Origin of the sequence: Selenomonas sp. WCT3, assembly GCA_900100835.1 — a bacterium.
GTDB classification, from domain to species: domain Bacteria; phylum Bacillota; class Negativicutes; order Selenomonadales; family Selenomonadaceae; genus Selenomonas_A; species Selenomonas_A ruminantium_E.
In genome coordinates, this window is the sequence record FNCM01000013.1 from 1 (window position 1) to 13,504 (window position 13,504).

Here is a 13,504-nt window from a genome sequence, read left to right on the forward strand (position 1 = left end):
ACGAACTCGCTAATACGAACCTGCAAACTGTAATTTGTAAAAAGTGAGTGGATAAATTCGAAAACGCCTCCATAAGTTAGATTAATCAATCTAACTTATGGAGGCGTTTATATTTTATGCCAATAAAAAGCGATTTTCACAGTCTCTTTTTATTTTGCTATTAATTTTCCGCCACCGGGGAGTTTGTAGGTTTTTCCGCCGAGGTTTGGATTGGCTTTTTTGTCGTAGTAGATTTTGTGGCCGTTGCTATTGATGTTGCTGAAGGTCATATCCGCATCGCTGATGGTGGTGAGATAAGAATTGCCGGTAACCTCCCAAACTGCGTCCTTAGCTAGATTCAAGACTGCTGCATCGGCGGTATAGTCCTCATTGAAGGAGCCGATCCAATGACTGCCGCTTTGGAGGTTCAAGGTGACCTGACTGATGGTGTTCGCGAGGATTTTCCCTTTGAGCTCCTGATGGGTGGCATTTAGGGTAAAGCTGCCACCATTTCTCCCTTCGTTGCCCCAGCGGTCGCTGGCAGCCTGAATCAGTACATCCCCGTCATGGATTAGCTGGGTGCTGTCCAAGTTGGCGGTAGCTGTGGTATTGGTGATATAGAACATAGGTCCATCCGATTTGTTGGTGAGGATGGAGTTCTTGGCGGTGAATTTTGCTTCGCCAACGCCAGCATCACCGGAAAAACTCTGGTAGAGCATGATGCCGTGTTTGATGTGGCCAGTGAGATGGGCATTGTTGAGCGTAATCGAGTTCTTGCCTTCGACAACGGCAATTTCACTGCCCATGGCTTCGCCAGTGCCATTGGTAAGTTGGATATTGCCTGTTGAGTAGATGCAGGGGCTGCCTTCGCCGGAGGTGACGATTTTCGCGTTTTCGACGATGACATTGCCCTCCCCGCGATCAGTGGCCAGGGCCCCGCAGTGAGCGCCTTCCGTGGTGATTTCTACATCCTTGGCGTGAATGGTACCGCCATAGGTGGCATCAAGTCCGCGGGAGGAATTGTTTTTGGTGTGGATAACTACATGGTTCACATTGACGACGCTCTTTTCGCCCGTGGAAAAGATAGCATTAGCACCATTGGCATTGGAATCGAGCTTGAGATTGGACAGGGTAGCGATGCTGTTGCTCGACAGGAAGACCGCATTCTGTCCAGAGAAATTGCTGGCATCTACGTCACTGGAATCGCCCGTTTTGCAAAGGGTGGAGTTGGTCAAGGTGACGGTGGCACCGTTTCGGGCCAAAAAGGCATTTTCATCGGCGGAGGAGGCCGTAAGATTTTGGTTATCATAGGTGCCCGCTTCGTGGTCGCTGATAAGCTGGGCTGTGAGTTTGGAGGCATCCTGTTGCTCCTGTCCTGGGGCTGGTGGCCTTCCTGGACCTTGGGGGGGAGCACCTAGGGCTGACTGTTCCTCCGGTGGAGCTGGAATAGCGCCATCCAGATTGACGGAGAGGGGCTGATCGGCGATGTCCTGAGCCGAGCAGATGGAGGCTCCTCCCACGCCGGTAGTCAGTGCGAGGGCCAGTATTGCCGCCAGCTGGCGGTATTTTTTTACGTAAATCCCTTTCATGTATAATCACTCCTTCAAGGCAATCCCTGCCGGATATTCTGAGCTAATTATAAAGGAAAGGAATTAAACGGTCTTGTGTCATTTATTAGATGAAAATTAACCTTTTATCCAAGTTATCCACAGAAATGCGGGGATTAATCCTCAGTTTTGGTGTATAAACTAGCCGTTGCTAGGGGAAAAGGAGGAGTTTATCCACAATATCCACAGGATAAGGGAAATAATGTGTGGATAAATGGCGGAGAGGGAAATTTGAGTTTTTGGTGTGTTTGTGCTAGCATAAGGGAGATGGCAAAAGATGACATCACGATGGTGAGTTATACTTTTCCGGTTTAAAATCGAATACGCTTCGGTTGTGAACTGCTTAGATCCTAAGGACTGAGACAGAGAGGACACCCGTGCGACTTCCCGATAATTTTATTTTTGATTATGGGCTTTTTTGCGCGCCTTTCAGGTCTCCCTGAGAGGCGCGTTTTTGATTTTCCGGACCACTTGCTTATCATTCTTTTGCCTCGGAAAATTTTATATTTTTAAGGAGGTTTTTCTTTTGAAGAAAATCATCAAGATGCTGGTGGATAACCTGGCACTGCTGGTTATTGCTGTCGGTGTGCTGGGAGCTGTGGCACCATGGACCCTGACCTGGGTAGGGCCGTATGTTTCCTGGATGCTTGGGGTGGTCATGTTTGGAATGGGCATGACCCTTCGGGTAGAGGATTTCCGCAATGTGCTCAAAGCTCCATGGCAGGTCGGGCTCGGTGTGGCGGCCCAGTTTCTCATCATGCCTTTGGTCGCCTATGGACTCGTGAAGGTTTTCCAGCTGCCGCCGGAATTAGCGGTAGGTGTCATTCTCGTGGGGACTTGTCCCGGGGGAACGGCCTCGAATGTCATTGCTTATCTGGCGAAAGGGGATGTGGCCCTGTCGGTATCCATGACGATGACGACAACCCTGTTGGCACCGATTGTCACCCCGGCTTTGACCTGGTTTTTTGCCGATGCCTGGGTGAACGTTTCGTTCGTGTCTATGATGATTTCCATTGCGGAGATGGTTTTGGCACCGGTGCTGTTAGGCTTGGCCATCCACCACTTCGCCGAGCGCCAGGTTGAGCGCATTATGCCGGTTATGCCGCTGGTATCGGTGGTTTGCATCGTACTGCTGGTGGGCTGTGTGGTGGCCCTGTCGGCTGACAAGCTGGTGGAAGTTGGCCTATTGATGTTCGGTCTGGTCATCTTGCATAACGGCTTTGGGCTGTTGCTGGGTTATTTTATGGCCTGTGTCTGCCATTTGGATTCGCGGAAAGCACGGACCGTGGCTATTGAAGTGGGGATGCAGAATTCGGGTATGGCGGCTAGTCTTGCCATCCTGTATTTTAATCCGGCGGCCGCTATCCCGGGGGCAATTTTTAGCGTCTGGCATAACGTGTCGGGCTCCATCGTGGCAAATTATTTTGCCCGCAAGGAGGAGAAGGAAGCGTTAAGGACAGTTCATGCGTAATCGTACAAAGAGGGGAAGCAATCATGAAAATTTTACGTACCGTCAAAGAAATTCAGGCTTATGCAAAGGAAATGAAAGTTGCTGGGAAGAAAATCGGTTTGGTGCCGACGATGGGGGCCTTGCATGAGGGGCATCTGACGCTGATGCGGAAGGCACGGGAAACCTGCGATATTGTCATTGCTTCGGTTTTCGTAAATCCGGTCCAGTTTGGTCCCAATGAGGATTACGAGGCCTATCCACGCCGGTTTGAGGCCGATTGCGAAAAGCTGGAGTCCGTATCCGTGGATGCGGTATTCCATCCAGAGCCTGAGGAGATGTATCCGGAGGGCTTTTCGACGTATGTGACGGTGGAGGGAGAGATTACCGATAAACTCTGCGGGGCACAGCGTCCCGGTCATTTCCGCGGGGTTGCGACTGTCGTGACGAAGCTCATCAATCTGGCGCGCGCCGATGAGGCCTTCTTTGGACAGAAGGACGCCCAGCAGGTGGTAGTTATCCGCCGCTTTGTAGAGGATTTGAACCTCAACGTCCATATTAATATGGTTCCCATTGTCCGTGAGGAAAGCGGCCTTGCCCGCAGCTCACGCAACCAGTACCTGTCCGCTGAGGAGAAGGAAGCGGCTCTGGTGCTCTCCCGTAGTTTGAAGCGGGCAGAGGAAGCCTATGCGCATGGGGAGCGCAATGTGGAAAAACTGAAGTCGGTGGTAAAGAACACCCTTAACGATGAGCCTCTGGCAGCGGTGGATTATGTAGATTTGTATTCGTTCCCGGGCCTTACGCCCATGTACACGGTGGCAGAACCGGCACTGCTGGCCATTGCGGTGAAAATTGGCAAGACCCGCTTGATTGACAATACCATTCTGGGAAAGGAGAGAGCGTGAAATGATGTTGAATCTGCTAAAGGGAAAGATTCACTGTGCAACGGTGACGGAGGCCAATCTCCAGTATATGGGCAGCATCACGATTGATGAAGAGCTTATGGAAAAAGCCGGCATCATCCCCAATGAACGGGTGCAGGTGGTGGATAACAACAACGGCGCGCGGCTGGAGACCTATACGATACCAGGGCCAAGGGGGTCGGGGGTTGTCTGCCTCAATGGGGCCGCGGCGCGCTGTGCCCAGGTAGGGGACGTGGTCATTATCATGGCCTACGCGCTCTTCGACGAAGTCGAGGCTAAGGCACATAAGCCCAAAGTTGTCATGGTTGATGAAAAGAACAAAATAAAAGAGGTCCGCCACGTGGAGTACCACGGACAGACCGAATAAGACAAAGAAAGCTCCACTGCGTGATTTATGCTAGTGGAGCTTTTTAGTATAGCGGAGTTTGCACGAAATCGCATCATAGGACTTTGGTGGAGAAGATGGTTTTGTATTTGGCGGTAAGTTCTTTTTGCCGTTGCAGCAGTGCCTGATTTTCATTATAGAGGCAGAACAATGTGAGCAGCAGGGCGGCAAGGTCTGCTGCGGGAACGGCCAGCCATACGCCTGGGAGACCTAGATAGTGGGGCAGGAGCATGAGGAAAATCACGATGCCTGCGAGGTTGCGCACGAAGGATAACAGGGCAGAGGTCTTGCCGTTGGACAGGGCGGTGAAAAAGCCGGAGGCGAAAAGGTTGAAGCCGACGAGCAGGAAACTCAGGGAAAACAGCAGGAATCCCGACAGCGTCAGGGTAAAGGCGGGGCCGCCATTGGGCAGGAACAGCGTGATGAGCGGCGTGGCGAGCAGGCGGGAGGCGGCAAAGGCCAGCAGGCCGAGGCTGGTGATGACGCCAAGGCTGATTTTCAGCAGGCGGTTGAGTTCTTGATGGTGGAGGGCTCCGTAATGGTAGGAGAAAATGGGGGCAACGCCATTGGTAAAGCCCATGAGGATAGACGTCAGCAGCATTTCTGCGTAAAGAATAATCGAGATGGCGGCGACGCCGTTTTCGCCAGCCCAGCGGAAGGTGATAAGGTTGAACAGGAAGGTCACCAGCCCTACAGAAAGCTGGGTGACGAGTTCGGAGACGCCATTGCTGCAGGCAGCGCGCAGAACCGGAAGCTCTGGCCGGAAGGCGCGAAGATGCAGGGTGCGGCTAAAGCGTGTGAAGTAGATAAGGCCAATGCCGGCAGCCAGCAGGTCGGCTATGCCGGTGGCCAGGGCTGCACCGCTGATGCCGAGGCCCCAATGGGCTAAGAAGAGGTAGTCCAAAGCAGCATTGGTGATACCGCTGGCTACGGATACGAGGAAGCCTTGGATGGGCCGGCCATCGGCGATATAAAAGGCATTGAAGATGACCATTAGAGCTGCTGCCGGGAAGAAGGGCAGCAGTATGCCGAGGTAGAGGCGGCAGTCAGCCAGCATTGCTGGACTGGCGCCGAGGAAATCCAGGATGGGAGCGAGAAACAGGCCAACACTTAAGGCGAGGCAAAGGGCAATCCCTGCTCCAGCTGCGGTCAGCCAGGCAAAGCGATGGTTGGCGGCGGCAACCTGCCCTTCCCCTAGATTTTTCGCCACGATGGCAGACCCGCCTGAAGCCAGCATGATCGCCAGCCCCAATACCAGATTGATGACTGGATAGACGATATTGGAAGCTGCCAGGGCCAGCGCCCCGGCATAGCGGCCGATGAAGATACCGTCGGTCACCGTGTAGAGCGAGATGACGAGCATCATGCCTATCGAAGGAGCGGCGAAGCGCAGCAGGGAAAAAATAGTGAACCGCTGCGCCAGTGGTGTGGAGTTGCTATTTTCCATAAATATCTTTCCTTTCTTGTAATTTCCTTGTATAGTTATCTTAAAGTATACAGTAACTGTAATGTCAAGGGAGGGGAGACCATGAAACGGAGGCTGACATTTCACACCGGGGAATTTGCCAGGATTGTCGGGGTCAACAAACGCACCCTTCATTATTATGATGAACAGGGAATTTTCAAGCCGGACCATGTGGCAGAAAACGGCTACCGCAGTTATTCATTCCGGCAGTTCTATCCCTTTTATCTGTTGCGCATGCTGCGCGGCATGGGGCTGGAAATTTCCGAAATCAAGGAATACATGGAGCATCGCAGTCCGGCGCGGCTGGATGCCCTGCTGGGGGAGCAGCAGCAATGGCTGAAACAGGAGCAGGCCAAAATCCGGCGGCAGCTGCGCATTGTAGAAAATCAGCGCCATCTGCTGGAACTCGCCAAGACAGTGGCCTGCGGAAAAGTGGAGGAATTGGAACTGCCCGCGGCGCGGCTGGTACTCTCGCGCAATACGAGGCGGCAGGCTGCTGCTGAGGATTGGCCTATGGTCGAGCAGATGGCAACGGAACATGAGCGGCAGGTAACAGAGCTTCAGTTAAGTGCCGGTCTGGGCGTTGGTGCGATGGTGGCAGCGAGGGATTTCCTGCAGCCCGGGCAGGAGGGCATACTCAGTCATTTCTTTACCATAATCCATGGCCCCTATCACAGTGTGGAACGGGAATACCGGTACGAGCGGCCGGCAGGGACCTATCTCGTCACCTATTTCCAGGGGGATTATGATGATACGGCTGAGGCCTACCGACTGCTGCGGCAGTATATCAAGGAGAATGACTGCCAGGTTGGTGCCTTTTCCTATGAAGAAAGTATTCTGGAAAATATGAGTCTGAGTGATTCGAGCGGTTTTATCACGCGGATTGCCGTCCAGAAAATATAGTGGGAAATTTAATCTGATTTTAATAAAATATTTAAGAAAATCCTGTTAAAATGGCTCCATTACGCTTATCAGAAAGGAAAAAATATGCAAATGACAAATAAAACGCGATTGTGGCTGACGGTATTTTTAGGCATCATGTCCGCCATGGCACCGTTATCGACGGACATGTACCTGCCAGCTCTGCCAACGGTGCAGCTGGATTTGGGTATATCGGCCTCCTTGGCCCAGCTGACTTTGACGATGACGATTATCGGCATGGCGTTAGGACAGATTTTTACCGGGCCCTTGAGTGACCGCTATGGGCGGAAAAGGCCGCTGTTCATCGGGATGCTGTTGTTTATCGTATCGACAGCAGGCTGTGTCTTTGCCCAGAATATCGGGTTATTCCTGGCCTTCCGGTTCCTGGCCGGCTTTGCCGGGGCCAGTGGCATCGTCATTGCCCGGGCCATTGCGCGGGATGTCTGTGAAGGGGCAGAGCTTACGCGCTTCTTTGCCCTGTTGATGATGGTAAATGGCCTGGCCCCCATACTGGCGCCGGTGCTGGGCGGCCAAATCCTGCTGTTTACCAGCTGGCGGGGCGTCTTTGTGGTGCTGGTTTTCATCGGCATCCTGCAGGCGCTGGCAACCCTCGTTTATAAGGAAACGCTGCCCCGGGACCAGCGGCTGCAAAACCTGGGGGAATCCTTCAAGAAATATCCGCAGCTGCTAAAAGACCGCTACTTCCTGGGGCATTGCCTGCTGCAGTGCTTTATCTTTGGTGCGTTCTTTGCCTACCTGGCAGGCTCCTCCTTTGTCTTCCAGAATATCTATCAGGTATCGCCCCAGATGTTCAGCCTGATTTTTGGCTTTATCGGTGCAGGCCTAATGCTGGCGGGCATGCTGCCGGCGCGGTTGGCTGGCCGGGTATCGGATGTGCTCTTGCTAAAATGGTCGATTCTGATTCCGCTGGTGGGGGCGATTTTCCTGCTGGCAGGTTTTTGGCTGGCTGCGCCCATCACCTATACGGTGGCGGTGCTGTTTGTGACGGTGGTTCCGCTGTCGGTTATGGGGGCCGCCAGCTTCTCACTGGCCCTTTCCCGTCAAGGGCGCAATGCGGGTAGTGCCAGCGCCCTTATCGGCTTTTTCTCCATGATTCTCGGTGCCTGCATGATGCCGGTGGTGGGCATCATGGGAGACCATACGGCAATTCCCATGGCGGTGATTATGGTTATGGGTTATGCTTTGGGGGTTATTTGTTTCTACACGATGATTGCTCCGGCGCATCGGGCAGAGTAAAATAAAGACGAGGACTTGTCGAGGAAATGTCTCAGATGATGGGAGGAGATTCTGATGGCAATTTTGGCAGCGATGGCGGTGCCGCATCCGCCACTAATCATTCCCGAAGTCGGTCACGGGGAAGAACAACAGATAGCTCCGACGATTGCGGCCTATCAGCGGGTCATGGAGCGGGCGGCGGCCCTGCGGCCGGATACGGTGGTGATTCTAAGCCCCCATACGGTCCTGTACGCGGACTATTTCCACCTGTCCCCCGGCGCGGGGGCGTCGGGCTCCTTTGCCGCCTTCCGGGCGCCCCAGGTTCGGGTGGAAGCTAGGTATGACACCGAGTTTTCCGAGGCCTTGGTCAAGCGCTGGAAAGCCGCGGATTTTCCCGCGGGAACGCTGGGGGAAAAGGATCCCGCGTTAGACCATGGCACGATGATTCCGCTGTATTTCCTGCAGCAGCATCTGCATAATGTTCCCATCCTGCGGATTGGCCTGTCGGGACTGCCGGCCCGGGATCATTACCGTCTCGGGCAGCATATCGCCGCCGTGGCCGAGGAATTGGGGCGAAGGGTGCTGGTCATTGCCAGCGGCGACTTGTCCCATAAGCTAAAGGAAGAGGGCCCCTATGGCTTTGCGGCTGAGGGGCCGGTATTTGATGGGCGGATGCAGGCGGTTTTCCGCAGTGGAAATTTCCTGGATTTGCTTTTGACATCGGCAGACCTCGCGAATGGAGCGGCGGAATGCGGTTTGCGGTCCTTTTGGATTATGGCGGGGACGCTGGATGGGCGGCAGGTAAAATCCGAACTGCTTTCCTATCAAGGGCCCTTTGGTGTTGGCTATGGCGTGGGCTGGTTCCTGCCTGGGGCGGTTGATGCCACCCGGGACATCGGTGCCCAGCTGGCACGGTGTGAAGCCGAGGCCATGCAGGCTATCCGGGAACGGGAAGATTCGCTGGTAAAACTGGCGCGGCTAAGTTTGGAGACCTTTGTGCGCAACAATAAGCTGGCGGCCATCCCCAAGGATATGCTGGCGGCGTTGCAGAACCAGCGTCGCGGGGCCTTCGTCTCCCTTAAAAAGGACGGCCAGCTGCGCGGTTGCATCGGCACCATCCAGCCCGTTCGGCAGAATCTGGCCGAAGAAATCCTCTACAATGCCGTTTCCGCTGGAACACGGGACCCGCGGTTTTCGCCGGTGGAGCCGGAAGAACTTGCCCAGCTGGTCTACGATGTGGATGTACTTACGGAGCCGGAACCCATCGATTCACCGGAGCAGCTGGATACCAAACGTTATGGCGTCATCGTTCAGAGCGGCGACCGCCGCGGCCTGTTATTGCCGGATTTGCCCGGCATAGACAGTGTTGGCGAGCAGATTGCCATCGCGCGCCGCAAAGGCAATATTGGCGAAAACGAACCGTATCAGCTCTGGCGATTTGAAGTCGAGCGCCATGTTTGAAAACCAAATAAAAAGAATGATTTGGCAGGAAATAGCTGCCAGTAACGCGAAATAAAAAGGACCTGGAATAATCCAGGTCCTTCTTTATGAAATTATGTTTAGGAGAGCGATGTTATCGGTGTGGTTTCTTCCGTAAGTTTGCCCTTCAAGTCGTGGTCCGTCATGGCGCATACCGATGCGTCAGACCAGACATTTTCTGCCGTTTCAATCATATCGATGATGGTGTAAATCGGCAGGATAATGCCCATGAGCCCGATGGGGGCGCCGATGGAGCTCATCAGCGACAGCGTTAGGAAGTAGCAGCCCATGGGGACACCGGCATTGCCAACAGCGGCGAGAACCGCGATAAACAACCAAGAAATCATCGTGCCCAATGTCAGCTCAAAGCCCGCATTCTGCATGACAAAGAGCGAGGTGACGAGAATAAAAGCAGCGCAGCCATTCATATTGATGGTGGTGCAGATTGGCAGAACGAAGCGGGAGATGCGCGTATCTGCCTTGAGATTCTGTTCGGCCGAAGCCAGGGTCACCGGCAGGGTGCCAGCAGAGCTCTTGGTAAAGAGGGCAACCGCCACGGCGGGGCTCATCTTCTTGAACACGTCGAGGGGATTTAGCCCGCGCAGGAGCAGGAAGATGGGGAGAATTACAAAGAACTGAATGGCATTTCCGCCGAGGACAACGGCCACGTATTTGCCCAGGGCTCCGACAATGACCCCGGCCTGGATTTGGGCTGCCAGCTGGCCGGCAAAAGCCAGGATGCCCAGGGGCAGGGCCCAAAGAATAGCTTTGATAAGCGTAAACAGTAATTCCTGGACGCCGTAAAGCCCCTTGATGAGAACGGCGCGATTCTCGGTTTTGGGCATAAAGGCAAGAGCCAGGCCAACCGAAGCCGCAATCAGCATAACCGACAGTACATTGCCAGCCAGGAACGGCTGCAACAGATTGTTCGGAATGACGGAAATGATATGGTCATAGTAGGATAGGGAACCGACTTTATCCAATGGTACAGAGGCGGAACCAGCGCCGACCACCTCAGCAGGAAGATTGCCCGGGGCAATCCAGAGATAGAGCAGCAGGCCAACCGCTGCGGCCGAAAATGTCGTGAGCAGGGTATAGGTCACGGCATGAGCGAAAATCGTCTTGGTCTCTTTTTTCCCGCCCAGGGACGAAAGAGTCGTGATAACCGCGAGGGCAATGGTTGGGACGGCAATAAATTGGAAAAGCCGCGTGAATACCGTCGCGATAAAGTTGAATAGCTCATTTAGGGCGGTGATACCGAAAGAGCCGAGTATGCCACCGAGAATCAGTGCACTGAACCAGAGAAGCATCTGCTGGCGGCTGGCACCAGGATTATGCTGGCGCAAAGCTTCGTCACGTGCTGTTTTGACGCGGTCATGTTTTGAATCGGTCATAAAAATACCTTCTTTCTTGCTTGTGGGATAGTAGAGTTTATAAACAATAAATCATACATGTTTAATATGTTTACATTATAGCGGCAGAAATGAGGTGTGTCAATAGCATAATGTAAAAAAAATAATAAGTACGACGGAAAAAAGGGTCAGAAGTCCGATTTCCATAAGAAAAACTTATGGATGATATAGGAAAAAATAATTAGTATACAATCTTGGGTAATGGTAAAATCTTAGAGGTGTGTAGATGTAATGTTAGAGATGTGTAATTAGGAGGAGTCGATTATGGGTTTTGATCAACTAAAAGTGGCCTATAAGCTAATGTTGATTGTCGCGGTAGCGGCAATAGCTATGATTGGAATCAGCGTTACCGGTTATCGCTCGCTTAGCAATGCCGATAATGAGATGAAGAGCATGTATGAACACGAGATGCAGGGCGTACAGAAACTCGGAACGGCAGTAGAGTTCAGCCGCGTCATGATGGTAAAGACGCTGCAGGCAGTAACTCTGCAAGACAATCCAGAGCGTCTTAATAAGGTATTAGGACAGAAAAAAGAAGCTGAGGACAATGTCGAGAAGTCCATCGCGGAATACAAAACAGCCGTCAAAGGCATGCCGATTGAGGATACTTCCGATATCGATGCGCAGTGGGCCAATTACAAAAAGATTATGAATCAAACGGTTGAGCTCGCGAAACAGGGGAAAAATGCCGAAGCTTTGAGCTACTATGAAAAAGAAGGTTCGCCGGCAACCCGCGGGCTGCGCGATGCTTTCCACAACCAGCAGCAGAAGGTCAACGAACAGGCTGAGGCCAATGAACAGGCCAGCCGCGATGCCAACAGCACGGCGGCTATGATGATTATGGTGGTTACGCTGGTAGCACTGCTGGTGCAGGCAGGTGCCAGCCTTATGACGGCACGCAATATCACTAATGCCCTTGATGCAATGCGGGCCGTATGTGAAAAACTCCGTGATGGCGACTTCCGTGGTACGGCACTGGCCCTTAACCGTGGCGATGAATTCGGGCACTTGTCCCGGGTCCTTTCGGAGATGCAGCAGAAACTTGGCACCTATATGCGGGGCATCAGCAACGCCATCAAGGATATCAGCTCGTCGTCGGGCAACCTGAAAGAGGCTTCCATGCAGTCGGCCCAGGCATCGGTCCAGTCGGCGGAGTCCGTCGGTGAGGCTGCTCATCTGGTTATTGAACAGGAAAACAAGATTAAGGAAAGCCAGGATCTTTTGTTGAAGGTCAATGCTTCGATTCAGACCATGCGTGCCCATGCTAATGCGGTAACGACGAATTCCATGACAGCTGCCGATGAGGCCAAACAGGGCAATAAGGCACTGGAGACCTCCGTCCGCGAAATCCGCGATGTGGAGGCAACGGTCAGCAGCACAGCCGAAATGGTAGGCCGTTTGGGCAACCGTTCCGAAGAAATCGGTGCAATCGTTGATACGATTTCGGAGATTGCCAGCCAGACGAACCTGCTGGCGCTCAACGCTGCCATCGAGGCAGCTCGTGCCGGCGAGCAGGGCCGTGGCTTCTCGGTCGTGGCTGAGGAAGTCCGCAAACTGGCGGAGCAGTCTGAGGAAGCCGCCCAGAAGATTGCCGAGCTCATCAACGCGATGCAGCAGGATACCTCTGAGGCCGTTGAATCCATGAAACAGGGCTGTGATGCTGTTGTGTCTGGTGCTAAATCCGTTGAGGAACTCCAGGCCGTATTCAACCGCATCCATGACTTGGTACAGGATGGTGCCGAGAAGACGAAGGAGATGGATGAAGCGATCCGCATGGTAAATAAGGATGCGCAGAACATCTCTGATTCGGTCACCGAGGTCAGCAGCAAGGGCCAGGAAGTGTCCGAGCATATGGAATCTGTATCGGCAGCAACCGAAGAGCAGTCCGCTTCTTCGGAGGAAATTGCCTCTGCCAGCGATACCCTTTCCCATATGGCAGCCGAGCAGGAGCAGGCACTCAAGCAGTTTAGATTCTGATATAGTTTTATATACTTCCGCCAAGGTCATGCCACTAGGGCATGGCCTTGTTATTATTTTTTCTTTGACCTATTGACTTTTTGTCTATTTGATTTATAATAAGAGTTGAAAAGAGGGAAACCTCCTGAGATAAATCAATACCATGAGCTGTTGAAACTTATGGCGCAGTCTTGAAAGGGGCGACAGTTATGTTTGGTTTAGTTCCATTTGGTGCAAGAAACAATCTCGCAAAGAGCAGTGAGCGTCCACAGTCGATTTGGGATGTATTCGATGAACCATTTTTCAAGGATGATTTCTTCCCGGCTATGAACAATTGGAATAGCGCGGGCGGCATGCGCGTCGATGTCAAAGACAACGGAAGTAGCTATGAGCTTACGGCCGACTTGCCGGGAATGGCAAAGGAAGATATTCATCTGAGCTATCAGAACAACTATCTGACCATATCGGCCCAGAAGGATGAGTCGAAGGAAGAAAAAGATGAGGCTGGAAACTACATCCGGCGGGAGCGCCGCTCCGGCTCTATGAGCCGTTCCTTCTATATCGACAACATCGATGAGGCCCGCGTTACGGCAGAATTCAAGGATGGTGTTCTCCATGTGAATATGCCGAAGGCCGCGGAGGTTCAGCATTCCACAGAAATTGAGATAAAATAAGCCTTCTAAATAATTCCCTA

11 protein-coding genes are annotated in these 13,504 nt (G+C 52.9%); 8 read left to right on the plus strand and 3 right to left on the minus strand.

Going from position 1 to position 13,504, the window contains the following annotated elements:
* Nucleotides 1-149: 149 nt before the first annotated feature.
* Complete coding sequence (locus tag BLQ36_RS10495) at nt 150-1,568, minus strand: hypothetical protein (RefSeq protein WP_074515553.1); 1,419 nt, start codon at nt 1,566-1,568, stop codon at nt 150-152.
* A 562-nt stretch (nt 1,569-2,130) separates the two neighbouring features.
* On the opposite strand from BLQ36_RS10495, the gene BLQ36_RS10500 reads away from it, so the two are divergent.
* Genes BLQ36_RS10500 through panD form a run of 3 tightly spaced genes read left to right on the plus strand, consistent with a single transcriptional unit; the run spans nt 2,131 to nt 4,323 of the window.
* Nucleotides 2,131-3,057 carry a bile acid:sodium symporter family protein gene (locus BLQ36_RS10500; protein ID WP_074515609.1) on the plus strand — a complete coding sequence of 309 codons (927 nt, stop codon included), beginning with the start codon at nt 2,131-2,133 and terminating at the stop codon, nt 3,055-3,057.
* Between the two features lie 23 nt (nt 3,058-3,080).
* Nucleotides 3,081-3,938, plus strand: a complete 858-nt coding sequence (gene panC, locus BLQ36_RS10505) for a pantoate--beta-alanine ligase (RefSeq protein ID WP_074515554.1) — start codon at nt 3,081-3,083, stop codon at nt 3,936-3,938.
* 1 nt (nt 3,939) lies between these two features.
* Nucleotides 3,940-4,323, plus strand: a complete 384-nt coding sequence (gene panD, locus BLQ36_RS10510) for an aspartate 1-decarboxylase (protein WP_074515555.1) — start codon at nt 3,940-3,942, stop codon at nt 4,321-4,323.
* Nucleotides 4,324-4,396: 73 nt separating this feature from the next.
* On the opposite strand, the gene BLQ36_RS10515 is transcribed toward panD, so the two are convergent.
* Nucleotides 4,397-5,707 carry an MATE family efflux transporter gene (locus BLQ36_RS10515; protein WP_318260977.1) on the minus strand — a complete coding sequence of 437 codons (1,311 nt, stop codon included), beginning with the start codon at nt 5,705-5,707 and terminating at the stop codon, nt 4,397-4,399.
* Nucleotides 5,708-5,869: 162 nt separating this feature from the next.
* Here BLQ36_RS10515 and BLQ36_RS10520 point away from each other — a divergent pair, with 162 nt between their 5' ends.
* The 3 genes from BLQ36_RS10520 (at nt 5,870) to amrA (ending at nt 9,424) form a co-directional block, all read left to right on the plus strand.
* Nucleotides 5,870-6,709 carry a MerR family transcriptional regulator gene (locus tag BLQ36_RS10520; RefSeq protein ID WP_074515557.1) on the plus strand — a complete coding sequence of 280 codons (840 nt, stop codon included), beginning with the start codon at nt 5,870-5,872 and terminating at the stop codon, nt 6,707-6,709.
* 84 nt (nt 6,710-6,793) lie between these two features.
* On the plus strand, nt 6,794-7,984 hold the full coding sequence (locus tag BLQ36_RS10525; protein ID WP_180364871.1) for a multidrug effflux MFS transporter: 1,191 nt from the start codon (nt 6,794-6,796) through the stop codon (nt 7,982-7,984).
* 54 nt (nt 7,985-8,038) lie between these two features.
* Nucleotides 8,039-9,424, plus strand: a complete 1,386-nt coding sequence (gene amrA / locus BLQ36_RS10530) for an AmmeMemoRadiSam system protein A (protein WP_074515558.1) — start codon at nt 8,039-8,041, stop codon at nt 9,422-9,424.
* A 98-nt stretch (nt 9,425-9,522) separates the two neighbouring features.
* Here the strand turns inward: amrA and BLQ36_RS10535 are convergent, their stop codons facing one another.
* Entirely contained in the window at nt 9,523-10,836 is a 1,314-nt protein-coding gene (locus BLQ36_RS10535; protein ID WP_074515559.1) for a dicarboxylate/amino acid:cation symporter, read from the minus strand.
* A 282-nt stretch (nt 10,837-11,118) separates the two neighbouring features.
* Here BLQ36_RS10535 and BLQ36_RS10540 point away from each other — a divergent pair, with 282 nt between their 5' ends.
* The gene (locus tag BLQ36_RS10540) at nt 11,119-12,831 is read left to right on the plus strand and encodes a methyl-accepting chemotaxis protein (protein WP_074515560.1); all 1,713 of its coding nucleotides are present in this window, start codon (nt 11,119-11,121) and stop codon (nt 12,829-12,831) included.
* Nucleotides 12,832-13,019: 188 nt separating this feature from the next.
* Nucleotides 13,020-13,484: an Hsp20/alpha crystallin family protein gene (locus BLQ36_RS10545; RefSeq protein WP_074515561.1), complete on the plus strand. Its 465-nt coding sequence runs from the start codon at nt 13,020-13,022 to the stop codon at nt 13,482-13,484.
* Nucleotides 13,485-13,504 lie beyond the last annotated feature (20 nt).